A 25087-nucleotide genomic window follows, 5' to 3' on the forward strand; every position below is an offset into this window, starting at 1 on the left:
CATCCCCTCGGGGGATCGGCCGGCGTACCCGCCGGACGAGGGGCAGCATGACCCAGATCGTCGAGCGCACCATCCTGTTCGCGGATCTCCGCGGCAGCACCTCGCTGTACGAGTCGATGGGCAACGCCGAGGCCACCGCGGTGGTCACGCAGAGCGTGGCGCTGCTGGCGCGCATCGTCGAGACCATGGGCGGGCAGGTCGTCAAGACGCTCGGCGACGGGCTGATGGCGATGTTCATCCTGCCCAAGGCGGCGCTCGCCGCGGCCGAGGAGATCCACGACTCGATGGAGCGCATCGGCGGGCGCGGCGGCTCGCTGCAACCGCTGAAGGTGCAGGTGGCGCTGGCCTGCGGCGAGGTGGTGCAGATGTCGGGCGACGTGTTCGGCGACGCCGTCAACGTCGCCGCGCGGCTGCTCGACCACGCCGGCGACAACGAGACGCTGCTCACCGCCGCGGTGCTCGCCGGCCTGCCGCCGGCGCAGCGCGAGCGCTTCCGCAGCCTCGAGCGCATGCAGTTGCGCGGACGCGTCGAGCCGGTGCACGTCTTCCTGCTCGAAGCGCAGCGCAACCCCGGCGACACCGCCGCCACCGCCTTCGGCGACATGCTGCCGGCGACCGAGCCGGAGGGCATCCGCCTCGTCTGGGTGAACCAGAACCGCGTCTACAGCGGCGCCAGCCTGCCGGTGGTGCTGGGGCGCAGCCCGCAGGTCACCTACTGCATCGACGACACCCGCGTGTCGCGCTCGCACGCGCGCATCGACTGGCACGGCGGCACCTTCCAGCTCACCGACCTGAGCTACAACGGCACTTACGTGCGCTTCGACCACGACCCCGAGGTGATCAGCCTGCGGCGCGGCACCTGCACGCTGCACGGCAGCGGCCTGATCGGGCTGGGCACGCCGCCCGCCGAGACCGACGGCCCCTGCGTGCGCTTCGAGGTGATGAAGTTCGCCGACACGCAGCCGCGCGACTTCTGCCCCTGACGATGAGCGGCAAGCACGGGCCGGGCGCGATGGATGCCGAGGCCGGGACGTACGGCCCGAGCGACCTTCGCCGCCTCGAACGCGAACTGCGTCTGCTGCAGCGCGCCGTCGAGGCCGACGCCGCGCTGCCGGTGATCGTCACCGACGCCACGCACCCCGACGACCCGATCGTCTACGTCAATCCGGCCTTCGAGCGCCTCGCCGGCTACCCGCGCGCCGAGGTGCTGGGCCGCAACTGCTGCTTCCTGCTCGACCCCGCGCGCGAGCAGCCCGGGCTGCCGGCGCTGCGCGCCGCGCTGGCCGAAAACCGGCCCTGCACCGCCGTGCTCGCCTGCCTGCGCCGCGACGGCAGCGGCTTCCTCAACGAGATCAGCCTCGTGCCGATCCGCGACGACCGGGGCGCGGTGGTGCAGCGCCTGGCCACGCTGATCGACGTCACCGAGCGCGTGCGCGCCGCCGAGCGGCTGAGCCTCAGCGAGGAGCTGTACCGCTCGGTGGCCGCCGCGATCAGCGACGGGCTGGTCGTCGTCGGCGCGGACGGGCGCGTGATCACCTGCAACCCCGCCGCCGCCGAGACGCTGGGCATCGATCCGGCGCGGCTGGCCGGCCATCGGCTCAGCGAACTCGGCTACCGGATGCACGACGAGCACGACCGCCCGCTGACGCCCGAGACGCATCCGGTGCGCCAGGTGCTGGCCGGCGGCGCGCCGGTGCGCGAACTGCCGCTGGTGCTGCATCGGCACGACGGCCAGGTGCGGCGCGCGCTGCTCAGCGCCCGCGCGCTGCCCGCCGCGGCCGGCGCGCCGGGGCCGTCGTGCCTGATGAGCTTTCGCGACGTGACCGAGCGGCATGCCGCCGCGCAGGCGCTGCTCGACAAGCAGGCCGCCGAGATGGCCAGCCGCGCCAAGAGCGCCTTCCTCTCGCGCATGAGCCACGAGATGCGCACGCCGCTGAACGCGGTGATCGGCTTCGCGCAACTGCTGCGCATGCAGCCCGCCGGCGATCCGGCCAAGGTGGCGGACTACGCCGAGCACATCCTGCGCGCCAGCGAGCACCTGCTCGGCCTGGTCAACGAGGTGCTCGATCTGCAGCGCGTCGAGGAAGGCCACGCCGCGCTGGAGCCTCGCCCGATCGAGCTGGCGCCCCTCCTCGCCGCCACGCTGGAGCTGCTGCGCCCGGCCGCGCGGGCGCAGGACATCGCGCTGACGAGCCAGGTGCCGCCGGGCCACGCCGTGCTGGCCGACGAACGCTGCCTGCGCCAGGTGCTGATGAACATGCTGTCCAACGCGGTGAAGTACAACCGCGCCGGCGGCTGGGTGGTGGTGACGCTGCTCGACGCCCAGCCCGGGCGCTGCGCCATCGGCATCGAGGACACCGGCTCGGGCCTCACCGGCGCGCAGATCGCGCGGCTGTTCCAGCCCTTCGAGCGGCTCGGCCACGAGAGCAGCGGCATCGAGGGCTGCGGCCTGGGCCTGGTGATCACGCGCAGCCTGATCGAGCACATGGGCGGCAGCGTGGCGCTCGAAAGCACACCCGGTGCCGGCACGCTGGCGCGCATCGAGCTGCCGGCCGCGCCGTGGCCGGACGCCGCGCCGGCCGTGCCGACCGAAACGCCGCCGCAGGCGGCGCCCGCCGACGCCTTCGCCGAGGCCGCGCCGCTGCGCGTGCTGTACGTCGAGGACAACCGCATCAACGCGCTGCTGTTCGAGGAGGCGATGCGCCTGCTCGGCGGCATCGAGCTGCGCGTGGCCGAAGACGGCGCCGCGGCGCTGGCGCTGGCGCCGCAGTGGACGCCGCAGGTGCTGGTGCTCGACGCCAACCTGCCCGACATGAACGGCCACGAACTGCTGCGCCGGCTGCGCGAGCAGCCCGCGCTGGCCGGCGTGCCGGCCTTCATGTGCTCGGCCGACGCGATGCCCGAAGACCTGGAGCGCGCCCGCGCCAGCGGCTTCCAGGGCTACTGGACCAAGCCGATCGAGATGGCCAAGCTCGGCGAGGCGCTGGCCGGCCTGCGCCGGCCCGCGCCCCCTGCCGCATGAGCTTCGCGCCGGAACCCGCGCTGCCCGCCTCGGCCGCCGACCGGCCCGGACGCAGCGCTGTCGTGCTGGTCAACCTCGGCACGCCCGACGCGCCGACCGCGCCGGCGCTGCGCCGCTACCTGGCGCAGTTCCTGGCCGACCCGCGCGTCGTCGAGATCCCGCGCGCGCTGTGGTGGCCCATCCTGCACGGCGTGATCCTGCGCGTGCGGCCCGCCAAATCGGCGAAGAAGTACGCCGGCATCTGGACGCCCGAGGGCTCGCCGCTGCTGGTGTGGAGCGAGAAGCAGGCCAAGCTGCTGCAGGGCTACCTCGGCGAGCGCGGCCGCGCGGTGCCGGTGCGCCACGCGATGCGCTACGGCCAGCCCTCGGTGGCCGGCGTGCTCGACGCGCTGAAGGCCGAGGGTGTCACGCGCATCCTGCTGCTGCCGATGTACCCGCAGTATTCGTGCACCACCACCGCCAGCGCCTGGGACGCGGTGAGCCAGTGGGCGGCGAGCATACGCGCCCTGCCCGAGCTGCGCTTCGTCAACCGCTACCACGACGACGCCGGCTACATCGAGGCGCTGGCGCAGCGCGTGCTGGCGCACTGGCAGACGCACGGCCGCGCCGACAAGCTGGTGCTGAGCTTCCACGGCGTGCCGCAGCGCACGCGCACGCTCGGCGACCCGTACCACGACGAATGCCAGGCCACGGCCCGGCTACTGGCCGCGCGGCTGTCCGTGCCGCCCGAGCGGCTCGCCGTCACCTTCCAGAGCCGCTTCGGCAAGGCCGAATGGCTGCAGCCCTACACCGAGCCGACGCTGGTGGCGCTGGCGCGCCAGGGCACGGCCAGCGTCGACGTGATGTGCCCCGGCTTCAGCGCCGACTGCCTGGAGACGCTGGAAGAGATCGACCAGGAGGTGCGCGAAGCCTTCCTGCGCGCCGGCGGCCGCGAGTTCCGCTACATCCCCTGCCTGAACGACAGCCACCCCTGGATCGCCGCGCTGGCGGCGATCGCGATCCGGCACCTGCAGGGCTGGGACTGAGCGCTCAGCCGAAGCGCGCGCGGCGCCGCGCCTTCGCCACGCGCGGCAGCACCAGCACCGCGGCGACGATCACCAGCAGCACGATGGACATCGGCCGCTGCAGGAACACGCCCCAGTGCCCTTCGCCTATGGACAGCGCGTTGCGCATCTGGGCCTCGGCCAGCGGGCCCAGGATCATGCCCACCACCACCGGCGCGGTCGGGAAGTCGAAACGCCGCATCGCCACGCCGAGCAGGCCGATCGCGTACAGCAGCACCAGGTCGAAGGCCGACTGGCGCATGCCGTACACCCCCACCGTCGCGAAGATCAGGATGCCGGCGTAGAGCTGCGGCTTGGGCACCTTCAGCAGCTTCACCCACAGGCCCACCAGCGGCAGGTTCAGCACCAGCAGCATCACGTTGCCGATGTACAGCGAGGCGATCAGCGCCCACACCAGCGCGGCGTTGTTGTCGAAGAGCTGAGGCCCGGGGTTGATGCCGTAGTTCTGGAACGCGCCGAGCAGGATGGCCGTGGTGTTGGAGGTCGGGATGCCCAGCGTCAGCAGCGGGATCAGCGTCGCGGTGATGGCCGCGTTGTTGGCCGCCTCGGGGCCGGCCACGCCTTCGATGGCGCCGGTGGTGCCGAACTCCTCCTTGTGCTTGCTGAGCTTCTTCTCGGTGGCGTAGCTGAGGAAGGTCGGGATCTCGCTGCCGCCGGCAGGGATGCAGCCGAAGGGCGTGCCGATCACCGTGGCGCGCAGCCAGGCCGGCCAGGAGCGGCGCCACTCGTCGCGCGTCATGTGCACCTTGCTCATGCGGTTGCGCGACTCCTGCACGCGGCCCTCGTACAGCACCGCGTACAGCGCCTCGGCCACCGCGAACAGGCCGACCGCGATCAGCACCACCTCGAGCCCGTCCATCAGCTCGGGCACGCCGCCGGTGTAGCGCGCCTGGCCGGTGATCTGGTCGATGCCCACCAGCCCCATCGCCAGCCCGACGAACAGCGCCACCAGGCCGCGCAGCGTGCTCTTGCCGAGCACCGCGCTGACGGTGCAGAAGGCCAGCACCATCAGCAGGAAGTACTCGGGCGGCCCGAGCTTGACCGCGTAGTTGGCGACGAAGGGTGCGAAGAAGGTCACCACCACGGTGGCGATGGTGCCGGCGACGAAGGAGCCGATCGCCGCGGTGGCCAGCGCCGCGCCGGCGCGGCCGTTCTTGGCCATCTTGTTGCCCTCCATCGCGGTGACCATCGAGCCGGATTCGCCCGGCGTGTTCAGCAGGATGGAGGTCGTCGAGCCGCCGTACATCGCACCGTAGTAGATGCCGGCGAAGAAGATCATCGAAGCCGTGGGCTCGACCTTGAGCGTGATCGGCAGCAGCATCGCCACCGCGGTGGCCGGACCGATGCCGGGCAGCACGCCGACCGCGGTGCCGATGGTGCAGCCCAGCAGCGCCCACAGCAGGTTGATCGGCGTGGCCGCGACGGCGAAGCCTTGCAGCAACTGGTTGAGGATGTCCATGCGCGCGCCTCCTCAGATCCAGCCGGTCGTCGTCAGGCCGGGCAGGCTGATCGCCAGCGCCTGCGTGAACATCCAGAACACCGGCGCGGCGATCGCGATGCCGATCAGCGCGTCGACCAGCCAGGCCTTCGGGCTCATGTCGGGCCGGCCCTCCGAGGCCTTGAAGCCGCGCACCGCCAGCACGAAGCACAGCGCGCAGCTCAGCACGAAGCCGATGGTCGTGATCAGCAGCGCGTTGGCGAGGATGCCCGCCGACACCCAGGCGAAGCCGGGCCAGAAGCCCTGCGCCGCGCCCGAGGGTTCTTCCATCTCGCGGAAGCCGCCGCTGCGCGCCTCCCACACCAGCAGCGCCCCGCACACCAGCAGCGCCACGGCCACCACCCAGGGCAGGAAGTTGGGGCCGACGCCGGCGTAACCGGCCTCGGCGCTGATCTGCGTGGCGCCGGCGGCCAGCAGCGCGCCCAGCGCCAGCACGCCCGCGCCGAGCAGCGTCTGCGGCGTGGCCGGCTTCATCAGATCATCCCCGCCTTGGCCATCACCGCACGCAGGCTGGCGAACTCGTTGTCGACGAAGCTGTCGAACTCCGGCCCGGCCAGCAGCGCCTGCGTCCAGCCGTTGGATTCGACCGCCTGCGTCCAGGCCTTGGTCCTGGTGGCCTTGACGATCAGCTCGGTCAGCGCCTTGCGCTGCTCGGCGCCGATGCCGGGCGCGCCGTAGACGCCGCGCCAGTTGCCGATCTCGATGTTCAGCCCCAGCTCCTTCAGCGTGGGCGCGTCGACGCCCTTGAGGCGCGCCGGCGCGGTCACCGCGATCGGGCGCATCTTCTTCGTCGCGATGTACTCGCCGAACTCGGTGTAGCCGCTGCCGCCCACCGTGACGTTGCCGCCCAGGATCGCCGCCACCGCCTCGCCGCCGCCGCGGAAGGCGACGTAGTTGATCTTCGCCGGATCGACGCCGACCTCGCGCGCGATCATCGCCGCGGCGATGTGCTCGGTGGAGCCGCGCGAGCCGCCGCCCCACTTCACCGAGCCCGGGTCTTTCTTGAGCTGCTCGATGACGTCCTTCATCGACTTCAGCGGCGACTCGGCCGGCAGCACGAACACCTGGTATTCGCTGATCAGCCGCGCCAGCGGCGTGGCCTGCGACAGGTTCACCGGCGGCTTGCCGGTGATGATGCCGCCGACCATCACCGCGCCCATCATCATCAGCGCGTTGGGGTCGCCCTTGCTGGCGTTGACGAACTGCGCCAGGCCGATCGCGCCGGCCGCGCCGCCCTTGTTGTCGTAGCTGACCGAGCCCGCGCCGGCCTCCTGCAAGGCCTTGCCCAGCGCGCGGCCGGTGCCGTCCCAGCCGCCGCCCGGGTTGGCCGGGATCATCATCTTCAGGTTCGGGCCCGCCGCGCGGGCGGGCAGCGGCAACACGCCGGCGGCGGCCAGCGCGGCCATCGAGCGCAGGAAGGTATCGCGACGCATGAGGGAGTCTCCTGGGTTTTCGGATTCGAACGCGGTGCATGCTCGGGCGCTAAGCTGTCAATCCGCTGTCCACGCACTCAGGGAAAACGCCAGGCGATGAAGCTGCTGCTGATCGAGGACAACCCGGCCATGCAGGCCACGCTGCAACGATCCTTCGAACGCCGCGGCATCCAGGTGGCGACCTGCGGCGACGGCGCGCGCGCGCTCGACCGCTGGCGCGCCGGCATGCCCGACGTGGTGCTGCTCGACCTCAGCCTGCCGGGGCTGGACGGCCTGCAGGTGCTGACGCTGGCGCGCACCGAAGGGCTGCGCACGCCGGTGCTGGTGCTGACCGCGCGCGGCACCGTGGGCGACCGCATCCTCGGCCTGAACAGCGGCGCCGACGACTACCTGCCCAAGCCCTTCGACCTCGACGAGCTGGAGGCGCGCATCCGCGCGCTGGCGCGCCGCGGCCGCGACCAGGAGGCGCCGCGCGCGGCGGCCTTCGCCGGGCTGAGCGTCGATGCCGACAGCGGCGCGGTCTGCCTCGACGGCGCGCCGATGGAGCTGCCCCCGCGCGAGGCGGCGCTGCTGCGCGCGCTGCTGGCGCGCCCCGGCCAGGCGCTGGCCAAGGAGCGGCTGGTCGAGGTGGTGTTCCCCGGCGAGGACGTGCAGCCCGACGCGATCGAGGTGGTGGCCTACCGGCTGCGCAAGCGCCTCGCGGCCACGGCGGTGCAGCTCGTCACGCTGCGCGGCCTCGGCTACCTGCTGAAGGCGCAGGCGCAGTGAAGCTCGTTGCCCGTTCGCTGCGCGGCCAGTTGCTGATCGGCATCCTGGCGCCGCTGCTGATCGGCATCGTCGTCAACACCGTCAGCCTGTACCGCCAGACGCTGCGTGCCGCCGACACCGCCTACGACCGCACGCTGCTGGCCAGCGCCAAGTCGATCGGCGAGCACCTGGAGGTCGAGGGCGCCGGCGACGACGCGCGCGTGCGCGCCAGCGTGCCCTACTCCGCGCTGGAAGCCTTCGAGGCCGACAACCGCAGCCGCATGTACTACAAGGTCAGCGGCTTCCGCGGCGAGATGGTGTCGGGCTTCGAGGACCTGCCGACGTGGCGCGGCCGCCTGCCCGACAAGGGGCTGTACGCCGCGCTGGTCGACTTCTACGACGACGAATACCGCGGCCAGCCGGTGCGCGTGGCGGTGCTGCTGCAGCCGGTGGCCAGCCCGCAGGGGCGCGGCATGAGCACCATCCAGGTGGCCGAGACGCTGGAGCTGCGCCAGACGCTGGCGCGCCGCCTGCTCGTCGACACGCTGTGGCGCCAGGCGGCGCTGCTGGTGGTGCTGGTCGGCGCGGTGCTGTGGGCGGTGCAGCGCGCGACGCGGCCGGTGCGCTCGCTCAGCGCCGAGCTGCGCGAACGCGCCGAGAGCGATCTCTCGCCGATCGCCGGCGCCGACGCGCCGCGCGAGCTGCAGCCGCTGCTCGATGCCTTCAACCAGGTGATGGCGCGCCTGGCGCACCTGCTCGAACACCAGAAGCGCTTCGTGCGCGACACCGCCCACCAGTTGCGCACGCCGCTGGCGGTGCTGAAGACGCAGGTGCAGTCGGCGCTGCGCGGCGACCTCGAGCCGGCCCAGGCGCTGCGCGAGATCGAGCACACCGTCGAGCGCGCCACGCAACTCGCCAACCAGATGCTGGCGCTGGCCAAGGTCGAGCAGTTGCGCCAGCAGGGCGACGCGCCCGTGGCCGACTGGGCCGTCATCGCGCGCGCGGTGGCGCTCGACCTGGGCGCGTTGATCGCCGAGCGCGCGCTCGACTTCGAGATCGCCACCGCGCCCGCGCCGGTGCGCGCGCACGACTGGGCGCTGCGCGAGCTGACGCGCAACCTGCTGCACAACGCCATCCGCCACTGCCCCGAGGGCGGTGCGCTGGCGATGCGGCTGGTGTGCGACGCCAGCACCGCGGCGCTGACCATCGCCGACAGCGGCCCCGGCGTCGAGCCCGAGCTGCGCAAGCGTCTGTTCCAGCCCTTCGCCGCCGGCGAGCGCGGCGGCTCGGGCCTGGGGCTGGCGATCTGCGGCGAGATCGTGCGCACGCTGGGCGGAACGATCTCGCTCGACGACCGCGTCGCCGCCGGCCGCATCGCCGGGCTCGACGCCACGGTGCGCGTGCCGCTGGCCGACAATCACGGCACATGAACGACGACGACAGGGACGGCCGCGTGCGGCTCGACAAATGGCTGTGGGCGGCGCGCTTCTACAAGACCCGCAGCCTGGCCGCCGAGGACATCGGCAAGGGCCGCATCGAGGTCAACGGCCAGCCGGCCAAGGCCTCTCGCGAGCTGCGTGAAGGCGACCTGATCACGATCCGCCACCCGCAGCAGCCGCGCACCGTGTCGGTCAAGGGCCTGAGCGCGGTGCGCGGCCCGGCGCCGGCGGCGCAGCGGCTCTACGAAGAAACCGCCGAGAGCCTGGCCCGGCGCGCCCAGATCGCCGAGCAGCGCCGCTTCGGCAGCGAGCCTGCGCAAACCATCGAGCAGGGGCGCCCCACCAAGCGCGACCGGCGCCGGCTGGCCGACTGGGAGCGCTGGAGCGCCTCGGCCGACGCCGTGCGCCGCGAGCGCGGCCAGCGCTGAGCGCTACGGCGCGCCGCGCGGCCTGTGGCCGCCTGCGGGAGCGACGTGCTGCGCATCTTCCAGCAGTGACCGCTACGGCGGCGGCATGAAGTCCAGCGCCACCGCATAGGCGCGCAAGCGCCCCTGCACTGCATCCCGGGCCGGGCCCAGCCCCAGTCGCACTCGCAGCACCATGCCTCGACCCGGATCGTCGGCCACTTCCAGCCCTTCGACGGCCAGGCCATCCAGCACTTCCCGGAAATGCGCCAGCGCCGCCATGCGCCGCAGCGTGGGCTTGAAGGGCTTGCCCACGGCGGTGAGCGGCAGCGCGTCGAGAACGCGCACCCAGCGCGGCAGCGCGGGCCGCTCGGCGATGCGCTCGGCGGCAAAGCTGCGCAGTACCTCTGCATCCGCCTGCGCGCCGGGCTTCAGCGTCACGTAGGCCACGGGCACCTCGCCCGCGTAGGCGTCGGGCAGGCCGACCGCCGCCGCGTCCGCCACCGCCGGGTGGGCGCGCAGGCAGTCCTCGATGGCGGCGGGGTCGATGTTGTGGCCGCCGCGGATGATGAGGTCCTTGGCCCGGCCCGTGATGAACACGCGCCCGTCTTCGCACACGCGGCCCAGGTCGCCGGTGACGAGCCAGCCGTCGGGCGTGAAGAGGCCCGCGCCCTCCCCGGCTTGCAGATAACCCGGCGTGACCTGCGGCCCGCGCACCACGAGCATGCCCGCCTCGCCGGGCGCGCAGGCATCGGCCAGCGCCCCCAGCCGCCGCGCCCGCACTTCGCAGAAGGGCACGGGCAGGCCCGCCGAGCCCGGCACGCGCTCGGCCCAGACGGGATCGACGCAGATCACGCCGCCGCATTCCGTCATGCCATACACCTCGCGCAGCGGTCGGCCCGTCAGCCGCTCGACGCCCGCCGACACGGCCTGCGGCGTGAGCGCCGCGCCGCAGACGCTGGCACGCACGGCGGACAGGTCGAGCCCATCGGCGCCATGCGCAAGCGCCGCCGCGAACGCGGTGGGCACGCCGCCCAGCAGCGTGGCCCGCCGCTCGGCGGCGATGCGCCAGAAGCCCGCCACGATGCCTGGGTCGCGCATGCCCAGCGGCGACAGCACCAGCACCTGCGCGCCCGCGAGCCACATCGACAGCGTGCCGAAGATCGTGGCCGCCACGTGGAACAGCGGCAGGCCGTTGAGCATCACGTCCGTGGGGGCCGCGCCAATGGCCGCCGCGCCGCCGTAGGCGGCGGCAAGCTGGTTGCGGTGCGTGTGCACGGCCAGCTTGGGCGCGCCCGTGGTGCCGCCGGTGTGGTAGCAGGCGGCGGGGTCGTCCGGCGTGGGCGGCGCGAAGCCCAGGCGCGGCGCGCTGGCGGCAAACGCGGTGGCGAAGTCGGCGTCCGCCCCGGGCGCGTCGCCGCCGCCCAGTCGCATCAGGGTCTGCACGCAGGGCGCCAGCGCACGGGCGGCCTGGGCCTTGGCCCAGATGTCGACACCCGGCATGGGGCCCAGCGCAACCAGCACCTTGGCGTTGGCGGCGCGCAGCAGCGCGGCGATGTCCTCGGCGGACAGCAGCGGGTTGATGGGCAGGGCGATGCCCGCCGTCTCGGCTCCCCACAGCAGGTAGTGGGTTTCTGGCAGGGCGGGCAGCAGGTAGGCCGCCACGTCGCGCGGCCCCACGCCCAGGCCGCGCAGCAGGTTGGCGGCGCGGGCGACGTGCTCCACCAACTGGGTGTAGCGGGTTTCCAGCAGCGGCCCCTGGTGTGCCGCGTGCGGCAGAAAGGCCAGGGCCGTGCGCTCGCCGTGCGCTGCCGCCGCCATCTCCAGGGCTTCGAACACGCTGCACGCGGGCAGCCAGTCTTGCAGCGTGGTGCCCGCGAAGGCGGCGGGCAGCGCCTCGGATGCGGGCCAGCGGATCGTCATTGCGCACCCCGCTGCCCGCGCACGGCCTGGGCGATGGCGGCAAAAGCCTGCCGGTCGAGCACGTGCGTGAACGCGGTGTTTGGCACCGGGTGCGACGAGAGCTTGACCACCACCAGCTCCGCCGCCGGGTTGACGTGCAGGTGCTGGCCATTCAGGCCCTTGGCCTCGAAGCTGCCGTCGCGGTCATGCGGAATCCACCAGAAGTTGTGGTACGAGTAGCCCGCGCGCATCGGCTGGCCGGCGGCCTTGAACTTCTCGGGGTCGGCGCCCTTGCGTAGCTCGGCCACCACGGCGGGGCCAGCACCTCGCGGCCGTTGAAGCGGCCTTGCAGCCGCAGCATCTCGCCCAGGCGCGCCAGGTCGCGCGCGGTGGCGCCCACGCCCACGCTGGCGAGCTGCGCGCCGTTGGCGTCGGTCCAGACGTAGCCGTCCTCGCCCGCGCCCAGGGGTGCCCAAAGGCGTTCGGACAGCAGTTGATCGAGTCGCTGCCCGGTCACGCGTTGCAGCAGCCAGCCGATCACCTCGGTGTCCACCGTCTTGTACACAAAGCCCGCGCCGTGCTCGCCCGCCTTCTTCACCGTGGGCAGGTAGGCCAGCACGCTGCGCGGGCCGGGGTAGGCGGCGGGCGCGGGCACCAGGCCGCCCGCGATGAGGTACTGGAAGATGCCGGAGCCGGGCTTGGCGAAGTCCTCGTCGTATTGCACGCCTGCGGTCATGTCCAGCGTCTGCTGCACGGTGGCGTCGCCCCAGGCGGAGTCCTTCAGCTCGGGCAGGTAACGCGCGACGGGCGCTGCCGGGTCGATGCGGCCCTCATGGATGAGCTGCATGGCGATCAGGCCGGTGAGCGACTTGCTCAGCGACCACAGCGCATGCGGCTGCCAGGGCTGCATGCCAACGTCGTAGCGCTCGTAGACCACCTGGCCGCGATGCAGCACCAGCAGCGCGTCGGTGTAGGTATTGCGCTGCCAGTCGGCCAGCGCCAGCGCGCGGCCCTGGCCGTCGTCGAAGCGCGCGTCGCCCAGGCCGTGTGCGGCCTGCGGCAGGGCCGATGCAGGGCCTGCGCCGCGCCAGACGGCGGCGGTGGGCCCGAGTTCACGCATGTGGTGGAAGGCCCAGCGGGCGTTGGGGTACTGCAGCACGGTGGCCAGCCGCACCGTCTTGTCGGGCGGGGGCGGAAAGCCCTGCATCGTCTTCAGCGCGACCGGGTCGGTGGCCTGCGGCGGGGGCAGTTGCGGTTGCGCATGGGCCGTGGCGGCGAGCAGCACGGCGGCGGCCCAGGAAGCGGGGCGGAGTGTCATGGCGGCTTGTTCCTCGAAAAACGGGAAGGGGTTGCGGGTCCGGCATGGCCGGGACAACCGCATTGGGCGTGGCGCCTGTGTGCGCGGTTTGTCCGAGCCGGGCGGTTTTGTCGCCTCGCTTGTCCGCCGGGCAGTCCAGACAAACTGGAATACAAAACGCCGCGTCGGCTCGGGTACAACCACGTGGTGCAGCCGCCCGACCACATCCTCATCGTCGATGACGACCCCGACATCCGCGAGATGCTGGTCGACTACCTGACGCGCCAGGGCCTGAAGGCCAGCGGCGCGGCGGACGGCCGCGCGATGCGCCGCGTGCTGGCGCGCGAGCGGGTCGACCTGCTGGTGCTCGACCTGATGCTGCCCGGCGAAGACGGCATCGGCCTGTGCCGCGAGCTGCGCGCGCCCGGCCAGCCGCCGCTGCCCATCGTGATGCTCAGCGCCCGCAGCGACGAGGCCGACCGCATCCTGGGCCTGGAGCTGGGCGCCGACGACTACCTGCCCAAGCCCTTCGCCGCCCGCGAGCTGCTGGCGCGCGTGCGCTCGGTGCTGCGGCGCACGCGCATGCTGCCGCCGCCGATCGCGGCGGAGATGCCGCGGCCGCACCTGCGCTTCGGCGCCTGGACGCTGGACACCGTGGCGCGCCACCTGCTGGACGAGGCCGGCACGGTGGTGGCGCTGTCGGGCGCCGAATACCGGCTGCTGCGCGTGCTGCTGCAGCATCCGCAGCGCATCCTCAGCCGCGAGCAGTTGCTGCAACTGACCCAGGGGCGCGACGCCGACGTGTTCGACCGCTCCATCGACCTGCTGGTCAGCCGCGTGCGCCAGCGCCTGCGCGACGAGGTGCGCGAGCCGCGCTACATCAAGACGGTGCGCAACGAGGGCTACGTGTTCTGCATGCCGGTGCAGCCCGCGCCATGAGGCTTCCGCGCACGCTGTTCGGCCGGCTGGTGCTGATCCTGTTCGCCTGCCTGGCGCTGGCCCAGGCGCTGACCTTCGGCGTCGTGCTGGCCGAGCGCGGGATGGCGATGCGCGGGACGATGGTCTCGTACCTGGCGGCGGACGTGGCCAGCTCCGCCGCGATGCTCGACCGCCTGAGCGCCGGCGAGCGCCGCGCCTGGCTGCCCCGGCTGGAACGCCCCCACTACCGGCTGGTGCTGGGCGCGGCTGGCGAACCTGCCGAACACATTCGAGGCGACGCGGCCACGCCGCTGGCCCGCTCGGTGTCCGCCGCGCTCGCGCAGGCGCTGGGCCAGCCGGTGACGCTGATCGAAGCGCCCGGGCCCGGCGTGGACATGCGCCTGGGCCTGCGGCTGAGCGACGGCACAGCGCTGGCCGTCGACGTGGCGCAGCCGCGCCTGCGGCTCTCGCCCTGGCTGCTGGCCGCGCTGGCCGCGCAGCTCGCGCTGCTGGCCGGCGGCTGCTGGCTGGCGGTGCGGCAGGCGACGCGCCCGCTGGCGCAACTGGCCGAGGCCGCCCGCGCGCTGGAGCCCGGCCGCCCCGTCCCCGCCCTGCCCCACGCCGGCCCGCGCGAGGTGGCCGACGCGGCCGACGCCTTCGACCGCATGCGCCTGCGCATCGCCGAGCACCTGGAAGAACGCAGCCAGATGCTGGGCGCCATCGCCCACGACCTGCAGACGCCCATCACCCGCATGCGCCTGCGCGCCGAGCTGCTGGACGACGCCGCGCTGCGCGACAAGCTGCACGCCGACCTGGGCCAGATGCAGCACCTGGTGGAACAGGGCCTGGCCTACGCACGCAGCGCCCACGCCGTGCAGGAGCCCGAAGCACCCACCGAGCTGACCGCCCTGCTGCACAGCGCCGCGGCCGACTACCAGGACGCCGGCCAGCCGGTGCGGTGGCTGGGTGGCCCGGAGGCCGTCATCGTGCACACCCGGCCTCGGGCGCTGCGCCGCATCGTCGGCAACCTGATCGACAACGCGCTGAAGTTCGGCGGCGCGGCGGAGCTGGGGCTGGCCGTGCGCGAAGGGCGTGCCGTCATCCTGGTGCGGGACCGGGGGCCGGGCATCCCCGCCGACCAGCTCGACAAGGTGCTGCAACCCTTCTACCGCATCGACGCCTCGCGCAACCCGGCCACCGGCGGCACCGGGCTGGGCCTGGCGATCGTGCAGCGGCTGGCGCCGCACTGCCACGCCAGGCTGCGGCTGCTGCCGCGCGAAGGCGGCGGGCTGGTGGCCGAGCTGGCGTTCGACGCCTGAAGCCCACTTGGCCGAGTGCCGCCAGGCCGAAAAATCGCCGAATACCCCTCTTGAAAGCGCGGTCGCCGCCCCCAGGTGGCCGGCTGAGCTTTCGTTTCGACCGCCTTTCCGCCCTTTCGACCGCATCCGCCCGTCATGTCCGACCAAGACCAAGCCGCCCCCCTGCCCGACACGCCGGCCGCGCCCGGCGCCGCCGCGCCCCAGACTGATGTCCCCCAGGCCGACCTGGCCGCCCAGTTCGCCGAGCTGCAGGCCCGGCACGCCGAGGTCTCCGACGCCTACCTGCGCGCCAAGGCCGAGACCGAGAACATCCGCCGCCGCGCCGAAGAGGAGATGAGCAAGACGCGCAAGTTCGCCATCGAAGGCTTCGCCGAGAGCCTGGTGCCGGTGAAGGACAGCCTGGAGGCGGCGATCGCGATCCAGAACGCCACGCCCGAGCAGTTGCTCGAGGGCGTGCACGCCACGCTGCGCCAGCTCACCCAGGCGCTGGAGCGCAACAAGGTGGTCGAGGTCAACCCCGCCGCCGGCGCCCGGTTCGATCCCAGCCAGCACCAGGCGATCTCGGTGGTGCCGGCCGAGCAGGAGGCCAACACCGTCGTCGCGGTGCTGCAAAAGGGCTACCTGATCGCCGAGCGCGTGCTGCGCCCGGCGCTGGTCACCGTGGCCGCGCCGAAGTAACGCGCTCCACAAGCCGCGGCCCTTGAATTAGCCCGACTTATCCACAACTCGAAGACAACCCGGTTTCCAGATTTCAGGAGCACACGAACATGGCAAAGATCATCGGCATTGACCTCGGCACCACGAACTCGTGCGTGGCCATCATGGAAGGCAACACCACGCGCGTGATCGAGAACAGCGAGGGTGCGCGCACCACGCCGTCGATCATCGCCTACCAGGAAGACGGCGAGGTGCTGGTGGGCGCCTCGGCCAAGCGCCAGGCGGTGACCAACCCGAAGAACACGCTGTACGCCGTCAAGCGCCTGATCGGCCGCAAGTTCACCGAGAAGGAAGTGCAGAAGGACATCGACCTGATGCCCTACAAGATCACGGCCGCCGACAACGGCGACGCCTGGGTCGAGGTGCGCGGCAAGAAGCTCGCGCCGCCGCAGGTCAGCGCCGAGGTGCTGCGCAAGATGAAGAAGACCGCCGAGGACTACCTCGGCGAGCCGGTCACCGAGGCCGTGATCACCGTGCCCGCGTACTTCAACGACAGCCAGCGCCAGGCCACCAAGGACGCCGGCCGCATCGCCGGCCTGGACGTCAAGCGCATCATCAACGAGCCGACCGCCGCGGCGCTCGCCTTCGGCCTGGACAAGCACGGCAAGGGCGACCGCAAGATCGCCGTGTACGACCTGGGCGGCGGCACCTTCGACATCTCGATCATCGAGATCGCCGACGTCGACGGCGAGAAGCAGTTCGAGGTGCTGTCCACCAACGGCGACACCTTCCTCGGCGGCGAGGACTTCGACCAGCGCATCATCGACTACATCGTCTCCGAGTTCAAGAAGGAACAGGGCGTCGACCTGTCGAAGGACGTGCTCGCGCTGCAACGCCTGAAGGAAGCGGCCGAGAAGGCCAAGATCGAGCTGTCGAACGCGACGCAGACCGACATCAACCTGCCCTACGTGACCGCCGACGCGAGCGGCCCGAAGCACCTGAACCTCAAGCTCACGCGCGCCAAGCTGGAGTCGCTGGTCGAGGAGCTGATCGAGCGCACCATCGCGCCGTGCCGCACCGCGATCAAGGACGCCGGCGTCAGCGTGGGCCAGATCGACGACGTGATCCTGGTCGGCGGCATGACGCGCATGCCCAAGGTGCAGGACAAGGTCAAGGAGTTCTTCGGCAAGGAGCCGCGCAAGGACGTCAACCCCGACGAGGCCGTGGCCGTCGGCGCGGCGGTGCAGGGCCAGGTGCTGTCGGGCGACCGCAAGGACGTGCTACTGCTCGACGTGACGCCGCTGTCGCTGGGCATCGAGACGCTCGGCGGCGTGATGACCAAGATGATCCAGAAGAACACCACCATCCCGACCAAGTTCAGCCAGGTGTTCTCGACCGCCGACGACAACCAGCCGGCGGTGACCATCAAGGTCTACCAGGGCGAGCGCGAGATGGCCTCGGGCAACAAGAGCCTGGGCGAGTTCAACCTCGAGGGCATCCCGCCGGCGCCGCGCGGCACGCCGCAGATCGAGGTGACCTTCGACATCGACGCCAACGGCATCCTGCACGTCGGCGCGAAGGACAAGGCCACCGGCAAGGAGAACAAGATCACCATCAAGGCGAACTCGGGCCTCAACGAGGAAGAGATCCAGAAGATGGTGAAGGACGCCGAGCTGAACGCCGCCGAGGATCACAAGAAGCTCGAGCTGGTGCAGGCGCGCAACCAGGCCGACGCGATGGTGCACTCGGTGAAGAAGAGCCTGGCCGAGCACGGCGACAAGCTCGACGCGCCCGAGAAGGAGAAGATCGAGGCCGCGCTGAAGGAGGCCGAGGAGGCCATCCAGGGCGACGACAAGGCCGCGATCGACGCCAAGACCGAGGCGCTGATGAGCGCCAGCCAGAAGCTCGGCGAGAAGGTCTACGCCGACGCGCAGGCGGCCCAGGCGGCGGCCGGCGCGGCGGGCGGCGGCGCCCAGGAGGCGCAGGCGGACAACAAGCCGGCCGACGACAACGTGGTCGACGCCGACTTCAAGGAAGTCAAGAAGTGACCCGGCGGACGGGCCGGACGCGGCCTGCCGCCTTTTTCGCCGCGTTCGACCTGCCGGGCCGCGCCCGCAGGCCGACGCGGCGGTTTCGCTTCTGATTCACTGAGGCCATTCATGGCAAAGCGCGATTACTACGAAATCCTCGGCGTCGCGAAGAACGCGAGCGAGGAAGACATCAAGAAGGCCTACCGCAAGCTGGCCATGAAGTACCACCCCGACCGCAACCAGGGGGACGACGCGAAGAAGGCCGAGGAGAAGTTCAAGGAGGCCAAGGAGGCCTACGAGATGCTCTCCGACGCGGGCAAGCGGCAGGCCTACGACCAGTTCGGCCATGCCGGCGTCGACCCCAACATGGGCGGCGGCGGCTTCCGCCCGGGCGGCGGCGGCGCGGACGGCTTCGGCGGCTTCGCCGAGGCCTTCGGCGACATCTTCGGCGACATCTTCGGCGGCGGGGCCGGCGGCGCGCGGCGCGGCGGCCAGCAGGTGTTCCGCGGCGCCGACCTCAGCTACGCGATGGAGATCACGCTCGAGGAAGCCGCGCACGGCAAGGAGACGCAGATCCGCATCCCCGCCTGGGAGAGCTGCGAGAGCTGCCACGGCAGCGGCGCCAAGCCCGGCACCAGCCCCAAGACCTGCACCACCTGCAACGGCTCCGGCACGGTGCACATGCGCCAGGGCTTCTTCAGCATCCAGCAGAGCTGCCCGCACTGCCACGGCAGCGGCAAGATCATTCCCGACCCCTGCCCCGCCTGCGGCGGCCAGGGGCGCATCAAGAAGACCAAGACGCTGGAGGTGAAGATCCCCGCCGGCATCGGCGAGGGCATGCGCATCCGCTCCAGCGGCAACGGCGAGCCGGGCAGCAACGGCGGCCCGCCGGGTGACCTGTACATCGAGATCCGCGTCAAGCAGCACGACATCTTCGAGCGCGACGGCGACGACCTGCATTGCACCGCGCCGGTCGGCCTGACCACGGCGGCGCTGGGCGGCCGCATCGAGGTGCCCACGCTGGGCGGCACGGCCGAGATCGAGCTGCCCGAAGGCACCCAGCACGGCAAGACCTTCCGCCTGCGCGGCAAGGGCATCAAGGGCGTGCGCTCCAGCTATCCCGGCGACCTGTACTGCCACGTGCAGGTGGAGACGCCCATCAAGCTCACCGAGCACCAGCGCAAGCTGCTCAAGGAGCTGGACGAGTCCTTCCGCAAGGGCGGCGACCGGCATTCGCCGAACGCCAAGAGCTGGACCGATCGGGTGAAGGACCTGTTCAAGTAGGAAGCCGGCACGCGCGCCGGCGTCAGAACAGCTCGCCCTGCCCGGCCGCGCCGGGGCGGCGAAAGCGCGTCAGGTCGAGTTCGTGGCGCGTGCGGTTCAGCCCCAGGCGCGCGCAGGCCTTGTGCAGACGCTGGCGCAGCAGGCGCGCCCACACGCCCTCGCCCGTCATGCGGCTGCCGAAGCGCGCGTCGTTGTCGCGCCCGCCGCGCATCTCGCGCAGGCGCGCCATCACGCGTTCGGCGCGCAGCGGGTAGTGGCGCGCCAGCCAGTCCTGGAACAGCGGGTTCACCTCCCAGGGCAGGCGCAGCACGATCGAGAACGCGCGCGTCGCGCCGGCCTCGGCGGCGGCTTCGAGCACGCGCTCCAGCTCGGGCTCGTTGATGAACGGGATCACCGGAGAGACGCTCACGCCCACCGGCACGCCCGCGTCGGCCAGCGCGCGTATGGTGCGCAGGCGGCGCTGCGGCGAGGCCGCGCGCGGCTCGAGGACGCGCGCCAGCGCGGCGTCGAGCGTCGTCACCGACACGTACACCGCGACGAGGCGCTGCTGCGCCATCGGCGCGAGCAGGTCGAGGTCGCGCTCGACCCCGGACGACTTGGTGACCAGCGAGAACGCATGGCGGCACTCGGCCAGCACCTCGATCACCGCGCGCGTGATGCGCAGGCGGCGCTCGACCGGCTGGTAGGCGTCGGTGGCCGAGCCGAGGTTGAGCATCAGCGGCTCGTAGGCGCGCCCGGACAGCGCCTCGCGCAGCCGCTCGGCGGCGTTGACCTTGGCGACGATGCGCGTCTCGAAGTCGAGGCCGGGCGAGAGGTTCAGGTAGCTGTGCGTCGGCCGCGCGAAGCAGTAGATGCAGCCGTGCTCGCAGCCGCGGTAGGGGTTGATCGAGAGATCGAAGGCGATGTCCGGCGAGTCGTTGCCGCTGAGGATGGACTTGACGCGCTCCTCGATGATCTGCGTGCGCGGCGGCACGATCTCCTCGCTGGCCTGCTGGTCCAGCGTGCCCCAGCCGTCGTCCCAGGGCTCGGCGTGCTGCGCGCTGAAGCGGTGTTCTAGCGCCCAGGTGGTGCCGCGCCCCTTGGGCGCGAGCGCTTCGGCGCTCAGGATGTCGATGCGGCGGGCGTGGCGCATACTGTAAATATATACAGTCTTCGCACGGCACGCACCGGCAGCCTCAGTAGTCGTCGCCTCCACCCATGCCCGGGGCCAGGTTGTCGAACTTGGTCAGCGGCTTCAGGAAGGTCAGCTTGCAGGTGCCGGTCGGGCCGTTGCGCTGCTTGCCGATGATGATCTCCGCGATGCCGGGCTCCTTGCAGGCTTCCTTGGTGTAGTACTCGTCGCGGTAGATGAACATGATCACGTCGGCGTCCTGCTCGATCGCGCCGGACTCGCGCAGGTCGCTCATCATCGGGCGCTTGTCGGTGCGCGTCTCGACGCTGCGGTTGAGCTGCGACAGCGCGATCACCGGGCACTTCAGCTCCTTGGCCAGCGACTTCAGCCCGCGCGAGATCTCGCCGATCTCGGTGGCGCGGTTCTCGTCGCCGCCGCCGCCGCTGCCGCTCATCAGTTGCAGGTAGTCGACCACGATCAGCCCGAGCTGCCCGCACTGGCGCGCCTGGCGCCGCGCGCGCGCGCGCACCTCGCTGGGCGTCAGGCCCGGGCTCTCGTCGATGAACATGCTGACCCGGCCGAGCTTCTCGACGGCCTCGGACAGCCGCCCCCATTCGTCGTCGCGCAGCCGGCCGGTGCGCAGGTTGCTCTGGTCGATGCGGCCGAGCGAGCCGACCATGCGCAGCGCGAGCTGCGCGGCGCCCATTTCCATCGAGAACACCACCACCGGCAGGCCCTCGTTGACGGCCACGTGCTCGCCGATGTTCAGCGCGAACGCGGTCTTGCCCATCGAGGGGCGCGCCGCCAGCACGATCAGGTCGCCGGGCTGCAGGCCGGCGGTCATCCGGTCGAGGTCGTAGAAGCCGGTGCGCACGCCGGTCACGTCCTCGGCGCCGTTCTCGTGCAGTTCGTTGACGCGGTCGATCAGCTGCACCACGAGCTGGTCCATGCTCTGGAAGCCCTGGCGCGAGCGCGAGCCCTCCTCGCCGATGCGGAAGATCTTGCCCTCGGCCTCGTCGAGGATCTCCGAAACCTGCCGGCCCTGCGGGTTGAAGGCCGTGGTGGCGATCTCGTCGGCGGTGGCGACCAGCTTGCGCAGGATGGCGCGCTCGCGCACGATCTCCGCGTAGCGGCGCAGGTTGGCCGCGCTGGGCACGCTCTGCGCCAGCGCGTTGAGGTAGACGAGCCCGCCGCACTCCTCGGCCTTGCCCAGGCTCTGCAACTGCTCGAAGACCGTGATCACGTCGGCCGGGCGCGTGGCGTTGACCAGCGCGCCTATCGCGGCGTAGATGTGGCGGTGCTCCCAGCGGTAGAAGTCGCTGTCGCTGAGCAGGTCGCCGGCGCGGTCCCAGGCGCTGTTGTCGAGCAGCAGGCCGCCGAGCACGCTCTGCTCGGCCTCGATCGAATGCGGCGGCACGCGCAGCCGCGCGACTTCGTCGTCGGGGCGCGACTCGGCGCTGTTGGAGAAAACGGCAGACATCGGCGGATCATAGGCCGGCGCCGGCCGCGAGCCTGTGCGCAAGCCTGTGGAAATTCGGGGGGCAAGCGCTGGACAAGTAGCGTGCGCGCGGCCAAAGAAAAAGGGCCGGCATGCGCCGGCCCCGCAGTCGTACCGGGCCGAAGGCCTCAGTCGGTCTCGCCGATCACGACGACCTTGACTTCCGCCGCCACGTCGGTGTGCGGCACCACGGTCACGGTGTGCTCGCCGACGGTCTTGATCGGGCCGCTGGTCAGGCGCACCTGCGCCTTGGCGACCTTGAAGTCGATGCGGTTCAGCGCGTCGGCGATGTCGGCGTTGGTCACCGAGCCGAACAGGCGGCCGTCGACGCCGGCCTTCTGCGTGATGTGCACGGTGCGGCCGTTCATCTTCTCGGCCAGCGCCTGGGCGGCGGCGAGCTTCTCGGCGGCGGCCTTCTCCAGTTCGGCGCGCTTGGCCTCGAACTCCTTGATCGCGGCGTCGGTGGCGCGGCGCGCCGCCTTGGTCGGGATCAGGAAGTTGCGGGCGTAGCCGTCCTTCACCTTGACGACGTCACCCAGGTTGCCCAGGTTGACGACTTTTTCGAGCAGGATCACTTGCATGGCGATGCTCCCTTCAGACCTTGTGCTGGTCGCTGTACGGCAGCAGGGCCAGGAAGCGAGCGCGCTTGATGCAGGTGGTGAGCTGGCGCTGGAAGAAGGCGCGCGTGCCGGTCAGGCGCGCGGGCACGATCTTGCCGTTCTCGCCGACGAAATCGCGCAGGGTGTCGACGTCCTTGTAGTCGATCTCCTTCACGCCGGTGACGGTGAAGCGGCAGAAGCGCTTGCGGCGGAACAGCAGCGATTGTTGGTTGCGCTTGGGCTTGCGGTCCTTCGAGAACCGGCCTTTACCACGGGGCGGGGGCATGGTGTACCTCTTTCTGATCTATCCGGATGGAACGTGTGTCTGTCAGTCGAGTTCGGTCACGTGGAAGACGACGCCGCGGCCGTTGCGCTGGGCGGCGACGAAGCCGGCGAAGCCGTGCTCGCTGCCGAGTTCGAGCGCACTGACCTGCTGCACGATCTGCCCGATCGCCCGGGCCCGGAGTTCCACCGAGACCTTCCTGGGCTGCCCGTCCTGCGTGACCTGCGATTCGTGCCGAAGCGAAAAATCCAGGGCCGGCAGTCCGGCGGGGGTGTAGCGAAGCGCGGCGCGTTCGACCAGCGTGGCCGACAGCATCAGCCTGTTCAGGCGGCCGACTCCTGGGCGGTCTTGCGCGACTCTTCCTTCTCGACGGCCTTCATCATCACCGACGGCGTGGTCTCGGCCTGGGCCTTCACCACGGTCAGGTGACGCAGCACGGCGTCGTTGAAGCGGAAGCCCGTCTCGAGCTCGGCCAGCGTCTCCTTGCTGCACTCGATGTTCAGGCACAGGTAGTGCGCCTTGGCGAGCTTCTGGATCAGGTAGGCGAGCTGGCGGCGGCCCCAGTCCTCGACACGGTGCACCTTGCCGCCGGCGGCGGTGACGATGCCCTTGTAGCGTTCCAGCATGGCCGGAACCTGTTCGCTCTGATCCGGATGGATCAGCAGAACGATCTCGTAGTGACGCATCGATACTCCTCGAGGTTTCCAGGCTGGCGGCGAAGCCGCCACGCCGTTGCTGGAAGCCACCCCGAAGCGTCGGTCCCGGGTGTGGCAAGGGAAAGCCCGCGAGTATACCTCAGCCGCTGAGCCCGTACACCTTGGGCCGGGCGCCGCTGCGGGCGCGGCGCACCAGCACGGTCGGGAAGCTGACCGGCAGCGCGTTCGGGAAGTCGCGGCTGTAGTGCAGGCCGCGGCTCTCGTGGCGCATCAGCGCCGAGCGCACGATCAGCTCGGCGCAGTCGACCAGGTTGCGCAGCTCGAGCAGGTCGCGGTTGACGCGGAAGTTGGCGTAGTAGTCGTCGATCTCGCTCTTGAGCAGCTTGATGCGGTGCAGCGCGCGTTCCAGCCGCTTGGTGGTGCGCACGATGCCGACGTAGTTCCACATCAGCAGGCGCAGCTCGTCCCAGTTGTGGGCGATGACGACCTGCTCGTCGGCGTTCTCGACCTGGCTCTCGTCCCAGGCCGGCAGCGCCGGCCGCTCGTGCCGCGGCTGGCCGAGGATGTCGTCGGCGCAGCCGCGCCCCAGCACCACGCATTCGAGCAGCGAGTTGCTGGCCAGCCGGTTGGCGCCGTGCAGACCGGTGTAGGTGGTCTCGCCGACGGCGTACAGCCCGGGCAGGTCGCTGCGGCCGTGCAGGTCGGTGACCACGCCGCCGCAGGTGTAGTGCGCCGCCGGCACCACCGGGATCGGCTGGCGCGCGATGTCGATGCCCAGCGACAGGCAGCGCGCGTGGATGGTCGGGAAGTGCGACTTGAGGAAGTCCTCGCCCAGGTGCGTGGCGTCGAGCAGCACGTTGTCCAGGCCGTGCTTCTTCATCTCGAAGTCGATCGCGCGCGCGACGATGTCGCGCGGCGCCAGCTCGCCGCGCTCGTCGTGCGCCGGCATGAAGCGGGTTCCGTCGGGCAGCTTCAACTGGCCGCCCTCGCCGCGCAGCGCCTCGGTGATCAGGAAGCTGCGCTCCTGCGGGTGGTACAGGCAGGTCGGGTGGAACTGGATGAACTCCATGTTGCCGACGCGGCAGCCGGCGCGCCAGGCCATCGCGATGCCGTCGCCGGTGGAGGTGTCGGGGTTGGTGGTGTAGCGGTACACCTTGCCGGCGCCGCCGGTGGCCAGCACCACGGCGCGCGCGGCCAGCGTCTCGACGCGCTGGCGTTCGATGTCCAGCACGTACAGGCCGTAGCAGCGCGGCTGCTCGTCGCGCTTCAGGTGCCGGCTGGTGACCAGGTCGAGCGCCATCCAGCGCTCGCGCAGCGTGATGTTGGGGTGCGCGCGCGCCTCGTCGAGCAGCACGTCGTGGATGGCCTTGCCGGTGGCGTCGGCCGCGTGGGCGATGCGGCGCACCGCGTGGCCGCCCTCGCGCGTCAGGTGCAGGCCGAGCGGGCCTTGCGGGTCGGGCGAGAACGGCACGCCGCGATCGACCAGCCACTGCACCGCCTCGGCGCTGTGCTGCGCGATGAAGCGCGCGATGTGCTCCTCGACCAGCCCGGCGCCCGCCTCCTGCGTGTCGCGCACGTGCGACTCGATGCTGTCGTCGCTGCCCAGCACGCCGACGATGCCGCCCTGCGCCCAGGCGGTGGCGCCTTCGGTCAGCTCGCGCTTGGCCAGCACGACCACCGGCTGCGTCCGGGCCAGATGCAGCGCCACGGTCAGGCCGGCCAGGCCCGCGCCCACGATGACGACGGGATCGGCGGCAGCGGCGCGTTCGGCAGGTTTCATGGCGGGGCACGGCAAGAGGGGGCTGCATTCTATCGACCGGGCGCGCGCGGCGCCTTCGACACTGGGGATGGCCGGCCGCGACGGCGGCGTGACAACATCACGCGCGCCGACCCGACCCGGCCGCCCCGGGGGCGCGGCGCCGGCGG

24 protein-coding genes are annotated in these 25087 nt (G+C 71.6%); 11 read left to right on the forward strand and 13 right to left on the reverse strand.

Annotated elements, in window-relative coordinates; all coding sequences use genetic code 11:
- Window positions 1-47: 47 nt before the first annotated feature.
- Genes QM792_RS11925 through hemH form a run of 3 tightly spaced genes read left to right on the forward strand, consistent with a single transcriptional unit; the run spans window position 48 to window position 4047 of the window.
- Window positions 48-983 carry an FHA domain-containing protein gene (locus tag QM792_RS11925; protein WP_415150234.1) on the forward strand — a complete coding sequence of 312 codons (936 nt, stop codon included), beginning with the start codon at window positions 48-50 and terminating at the stop codon, window positions 981-983.
- Between the two features lie 2 nt (window positions 984-985).
- Window positions 986-3022, forward strand: coding sequence for a PAS domain-containing protein (locus QM792_RS11930; RefSeq protein ID WP_415150236.1), 2037 nt, complete (start codon window positions 986-988; stop codon window positions 3020-3022).
- Window positions 3019-4047 (forward strand): ferrochelatase, encoded by a 1029-nt coding sequence (hemH, locus tag QM792_RS11935; RefSeq protein ID WP_415150238.1) that lies wholly within the window; start codon window positions 3019-3021, stop codon window positions 4045-4047. The genes QM792_RS11930 and hemH overlap by 4 nt, the downstream gene beginning before the upstream one ends.
- 4 nt (window positions 4048-4051) lie before the next feature.
- Here hemH and QM792_RS11940 read toward each other — a convergent pair whose 3' ends face one another.
- Genes QM792_RS11940 through QM792_RS11950 form a run of 3 tightly spaced genes read right to left on the reverse strand, consistent with a single transcriptional unit; the run spans window position 4052 to window position 7017 of the window.
- A complete protein-coding gene (locus tag QM792_RS11940; RefSeq protein ID WP_415150240.1) occupies window positions 4052-5545 on the reverse strand; it encodes a tripartite tricarboxylate transporter permease in 1494 nt (497 codons plus the stop codon).
- Window positions 5546-5557: 12 nt separating this feature from the next.
- Entirely contained in the window at window positions 5558-6058 is a 501-nt protein-coding gene (locus QM792_RS11945) for a tripartite tricarboxylate transporter TctB family protein (RefSeq protein ID WP_415150242.1), read from the reverse strand.
- Complete coding sequence (locus QM792_RS11950) at window positions 6058-7017, reverse strand: Bug family tripartite tricarboxylate transporter substrate binding protein (protein WP_415150244.1); 960 nt, start codon at window positions 7015-7017, stop codon at window positions 6058-6060. The genes QM792_RS11945 and QM792_RS11950 overlap by 1 nt, the downstream gene beginning before the upstream one ends.
- Window positions 7018-7113: 96 nt before the next feature.
- Here QM792_RS11950 and QM792_RS11955 point away from each other — a divergent pair, with 96 nt between their 5' ends.
- From QM792_RS11955 to QM792_RS11965, 3 genes are read left to right on the forward strand one after another with little or no spacing between them, the layout of a single operon-like run.
- Complete coding sequence (locus tag QM792_RS11955) at window positions 7114-7785, forward strand: response regulator transcription factor (protein ID WP_415150246.1); 672 nt, start codon at window positions 7114-7116, stop codon at window positions 7783-7785.
- Window positions 7782-9194, forward strand: a complete 1413-nt coding sequence (locus QM792_RS11960) for a sensor histidine kinase (RefSeq protein WP_415150247.1) — start codon at window positions 7782-7784, stop codon at window positions 9192-9194. The genes QM792_RS11955 and QM792_RS11960 overlap by 4 nt, the downstream gene beginning before the upstream one ends.
- Window positions 9191-9631, forward strand: coding sequence for an RNA-binding S4 domain-containing protein (locus QM792_RS11965; protein WP_415150249.1), 441 nt, complete (start codon window positions 9191-9193; stop codon window positions 9629-9631). The genes QM792_RS11960 and QM792_RS11965 overlap by 4 nt, the downstream gene beginning before the upstream one ends.
- A gap of 72 nt (window positions 9632-9703) precedes the next feature.
- On the opposite strand, the gene QM792_RS11970 is transcribed toward QM792_RS11965, so the two are convergent.
- Genes QM792_RS11970 through QM792_RS11980 form a run of 3 tightly spaced genes read right to left on the reverse strand, consistent with a single transcriptional unit; the run spans window position 9704 to window position 12827 of the window.
- The gene (locus tag QM792_RS11970; protein ID WP_415150251.1) at window positions 9704-11530 is read right to left on the reverse strand and encodes an AMP-binding protein; all 1827 of its coding nucleotides are present in this window, start codon (window positions 11528-11530) and stop codon (window positions 9704-9706) included.
- Window positions 11527-11760 (reverse strand): hypothetical protein, encoded by a 234-nt coding sequence (locus tag QM792_RS11975; protein ID WP_415150253.1) that lies wholly within the window; start codon window positions 11758-11760, stop codon window positions 11527-11529. Before QM792_RS11975 ends, QM792_RS11970 begins: the two co-directional genes overlap by 4 nt.
- Window positions 11682-12827, reverse strand: coding sequence for a serine hydrolase domain-containing protein (locus QM792_RS11980; RefSeq protein WP_415150255.1), 1146 nt, complete (start codon window positions 12825-12827; stop codon window positions 11682-11684). The genes QM792_RS11975 and QM792_RS11980 overlap by 79 nt, the downstream gene beginning before the upstream one ends.
- Before the next feature lie 186 nt (window positions 12828-13013).
- Here QM792_RS11980 and QM792_RS11985 point away from each other — a divergent pair, with 186 nt between their 5' ends.
- From QM792_RS11985 to dnaJ, 5 genes are all read left to right on the forward strand, one after another.
- Window positions 13014-13745 carry a response regulator gene (locus QM792_RS11985; RefSeq protein WP_415150257.1) on the forward strand — a complete coding sequence of 244 codons (732 nt, stop codon included), beginning with the start codon at window positions 13014-13016 and terminating at the stop codon, window positions 13743-13745.
- Window positions 13742-15043, forward strand: coding sequence for an ATP-binding protein (locus tag QM792_RS11990; RefSeq protein ID WP_415150258.1), 1302 nt, complete (start codon window positions 13742-13744; stop codon window positions 15041-15043). The genes QM792_RS11985 and QM792_RS11990 overlap by 4 nt, the downstream gene beginning before the upstream one ends.
- Before the next feature lie 135 nt (window positions 15044-15178).
- Window positions 15179-15721, forward strand: coding sequence for a nucleotide exchange factor GrpE (gene grpE, locus QM792_RS11995; protein ID WP_415150260.1), 543 nt, complete (start codon window positions 15179-15181; stop codon window positions 15719-15721).
- Between the two features lie 89 nt (window positions 15722-15810).
- Window positions 15811-17748, forward strand: coding sequence for a molecular chaperone DnaK (gene dnaK, locus QM792_RS12000; RefSeq protein WP_415150262.1), 1938 nt, complete (start codon window positions 15811-15813; stop codon window positions 17746-17748).
- A gap of 111 nt (window positions 17749-17859) precedes the next feature.
- On the forward strand, window positions 17860-19014 hold the full coding sequence (gene dnaJ, locus QM792_RS12005; RefSeq protein WP_415150264.1) for a molecular chaperone DnaJ: 1155 nt from the start codon (window positions 17860-17862) through the stop codon (window positions 19012-19014).
- A 22-nt stretch (window positions 19015-19036) separates the two neighbouring features.
- Here the strand turns inward: dnaJ and QM792_RS12010 are convergent, their stop codons facing one another.
- The 7 genes from QM792_RS12010 to nadB all read right to left on the reverse strand — a co-directional run bounded on the left by QM792_RS12010 (window position 19037) and on the right by nadB (window position 24941).
- Window positions 19037-20146: a PA0069 family radical SAM protein gene (locus QM792_RS12010; RefSeq protein WP_415150265.1), complete on the reverse strand. Its 1110-nt coding sequence runs from the start codon at window positions 20144-20146 to the stop codon at window positions 19037-19039.
- A gap of 43 nt (window positions 20147-20189) precedes the next feature.
- Window positions 20190-21605, reverse strand: coding sequence for a replicative DNA helicase (gene dnaB / locus QM792_RS12015; protein WP_415150267.1), 1416 nt, complete (start codon window positions 21603-21605; stop codon window positions 20190-20192).
- Between the two features lie 146 nt (window positions 21606-21751).
- A complete protein-coding gene (rplI, locus tag QM792_RS12020; RefSeq protein ID WP_415150268.1) occupies window positions 21752-22204 on the reverse strand; it encodes a 50S ribosomal protein L9 in 453 nt (150 codons plus the stop codon).
- A gap of 13 nt (window positions 22205-22217) precedes the next feature.
- Complete coding sequence (rpsR, locus tag QM792_RS12025; protein WP_415150270.1) at window positions 22218-22508, reverse strand: 30S ribosomal protein S18; 291 nt, start codon at window positions 22506-22508, stop codon at window positions 22218-22220.
- A gap of 42 nt (window positions 22509-22550) precedes the next feature.
- Complete coding sequence (gene priB, locus QM792_RS12030; protein ID WP_415150272.1) at window positions 22551-22820, reverse strand: primosomal replication protein N; 270 nt, start codon at window positions 22818-22820, stop codon at window positions 22551-22553.
- 8 nt (window positions 22821-22828) lie between these two features.
- Window positions 22829-23191, reverse strand: coding sequence for a 30S ribosomal protein S6 (rpsF, locus tag QM792_RS12035; protein WP_415150274.1), 363 nt, complete (start codon window positions 23189-23191; stop codon window positions 22829-22831).
- Between the two features lie 109 nt (window positions 23192-23300).
- Window positions 23301-24941, reverse strand: a complete 1641-nt coding sequence (nadB, locus tag QM792_RS12040; protein WP_415150276.1) for an L-aspartate oxidase — start codon at window positions 24939-24941, stop codon at window positions 23301-23303.
- Window positions 24942-25087: the final 146 nt, after the last annotated feature.

Source organism: Piscinibacter sp., assembly GCF_047600445.1.
Taxonomy (GTDB): Bacteria; Pseudomonadota; Gammaproteobacteria; order Burkholderiales; family Burkholderiaceae_C; genus Piscinibacter.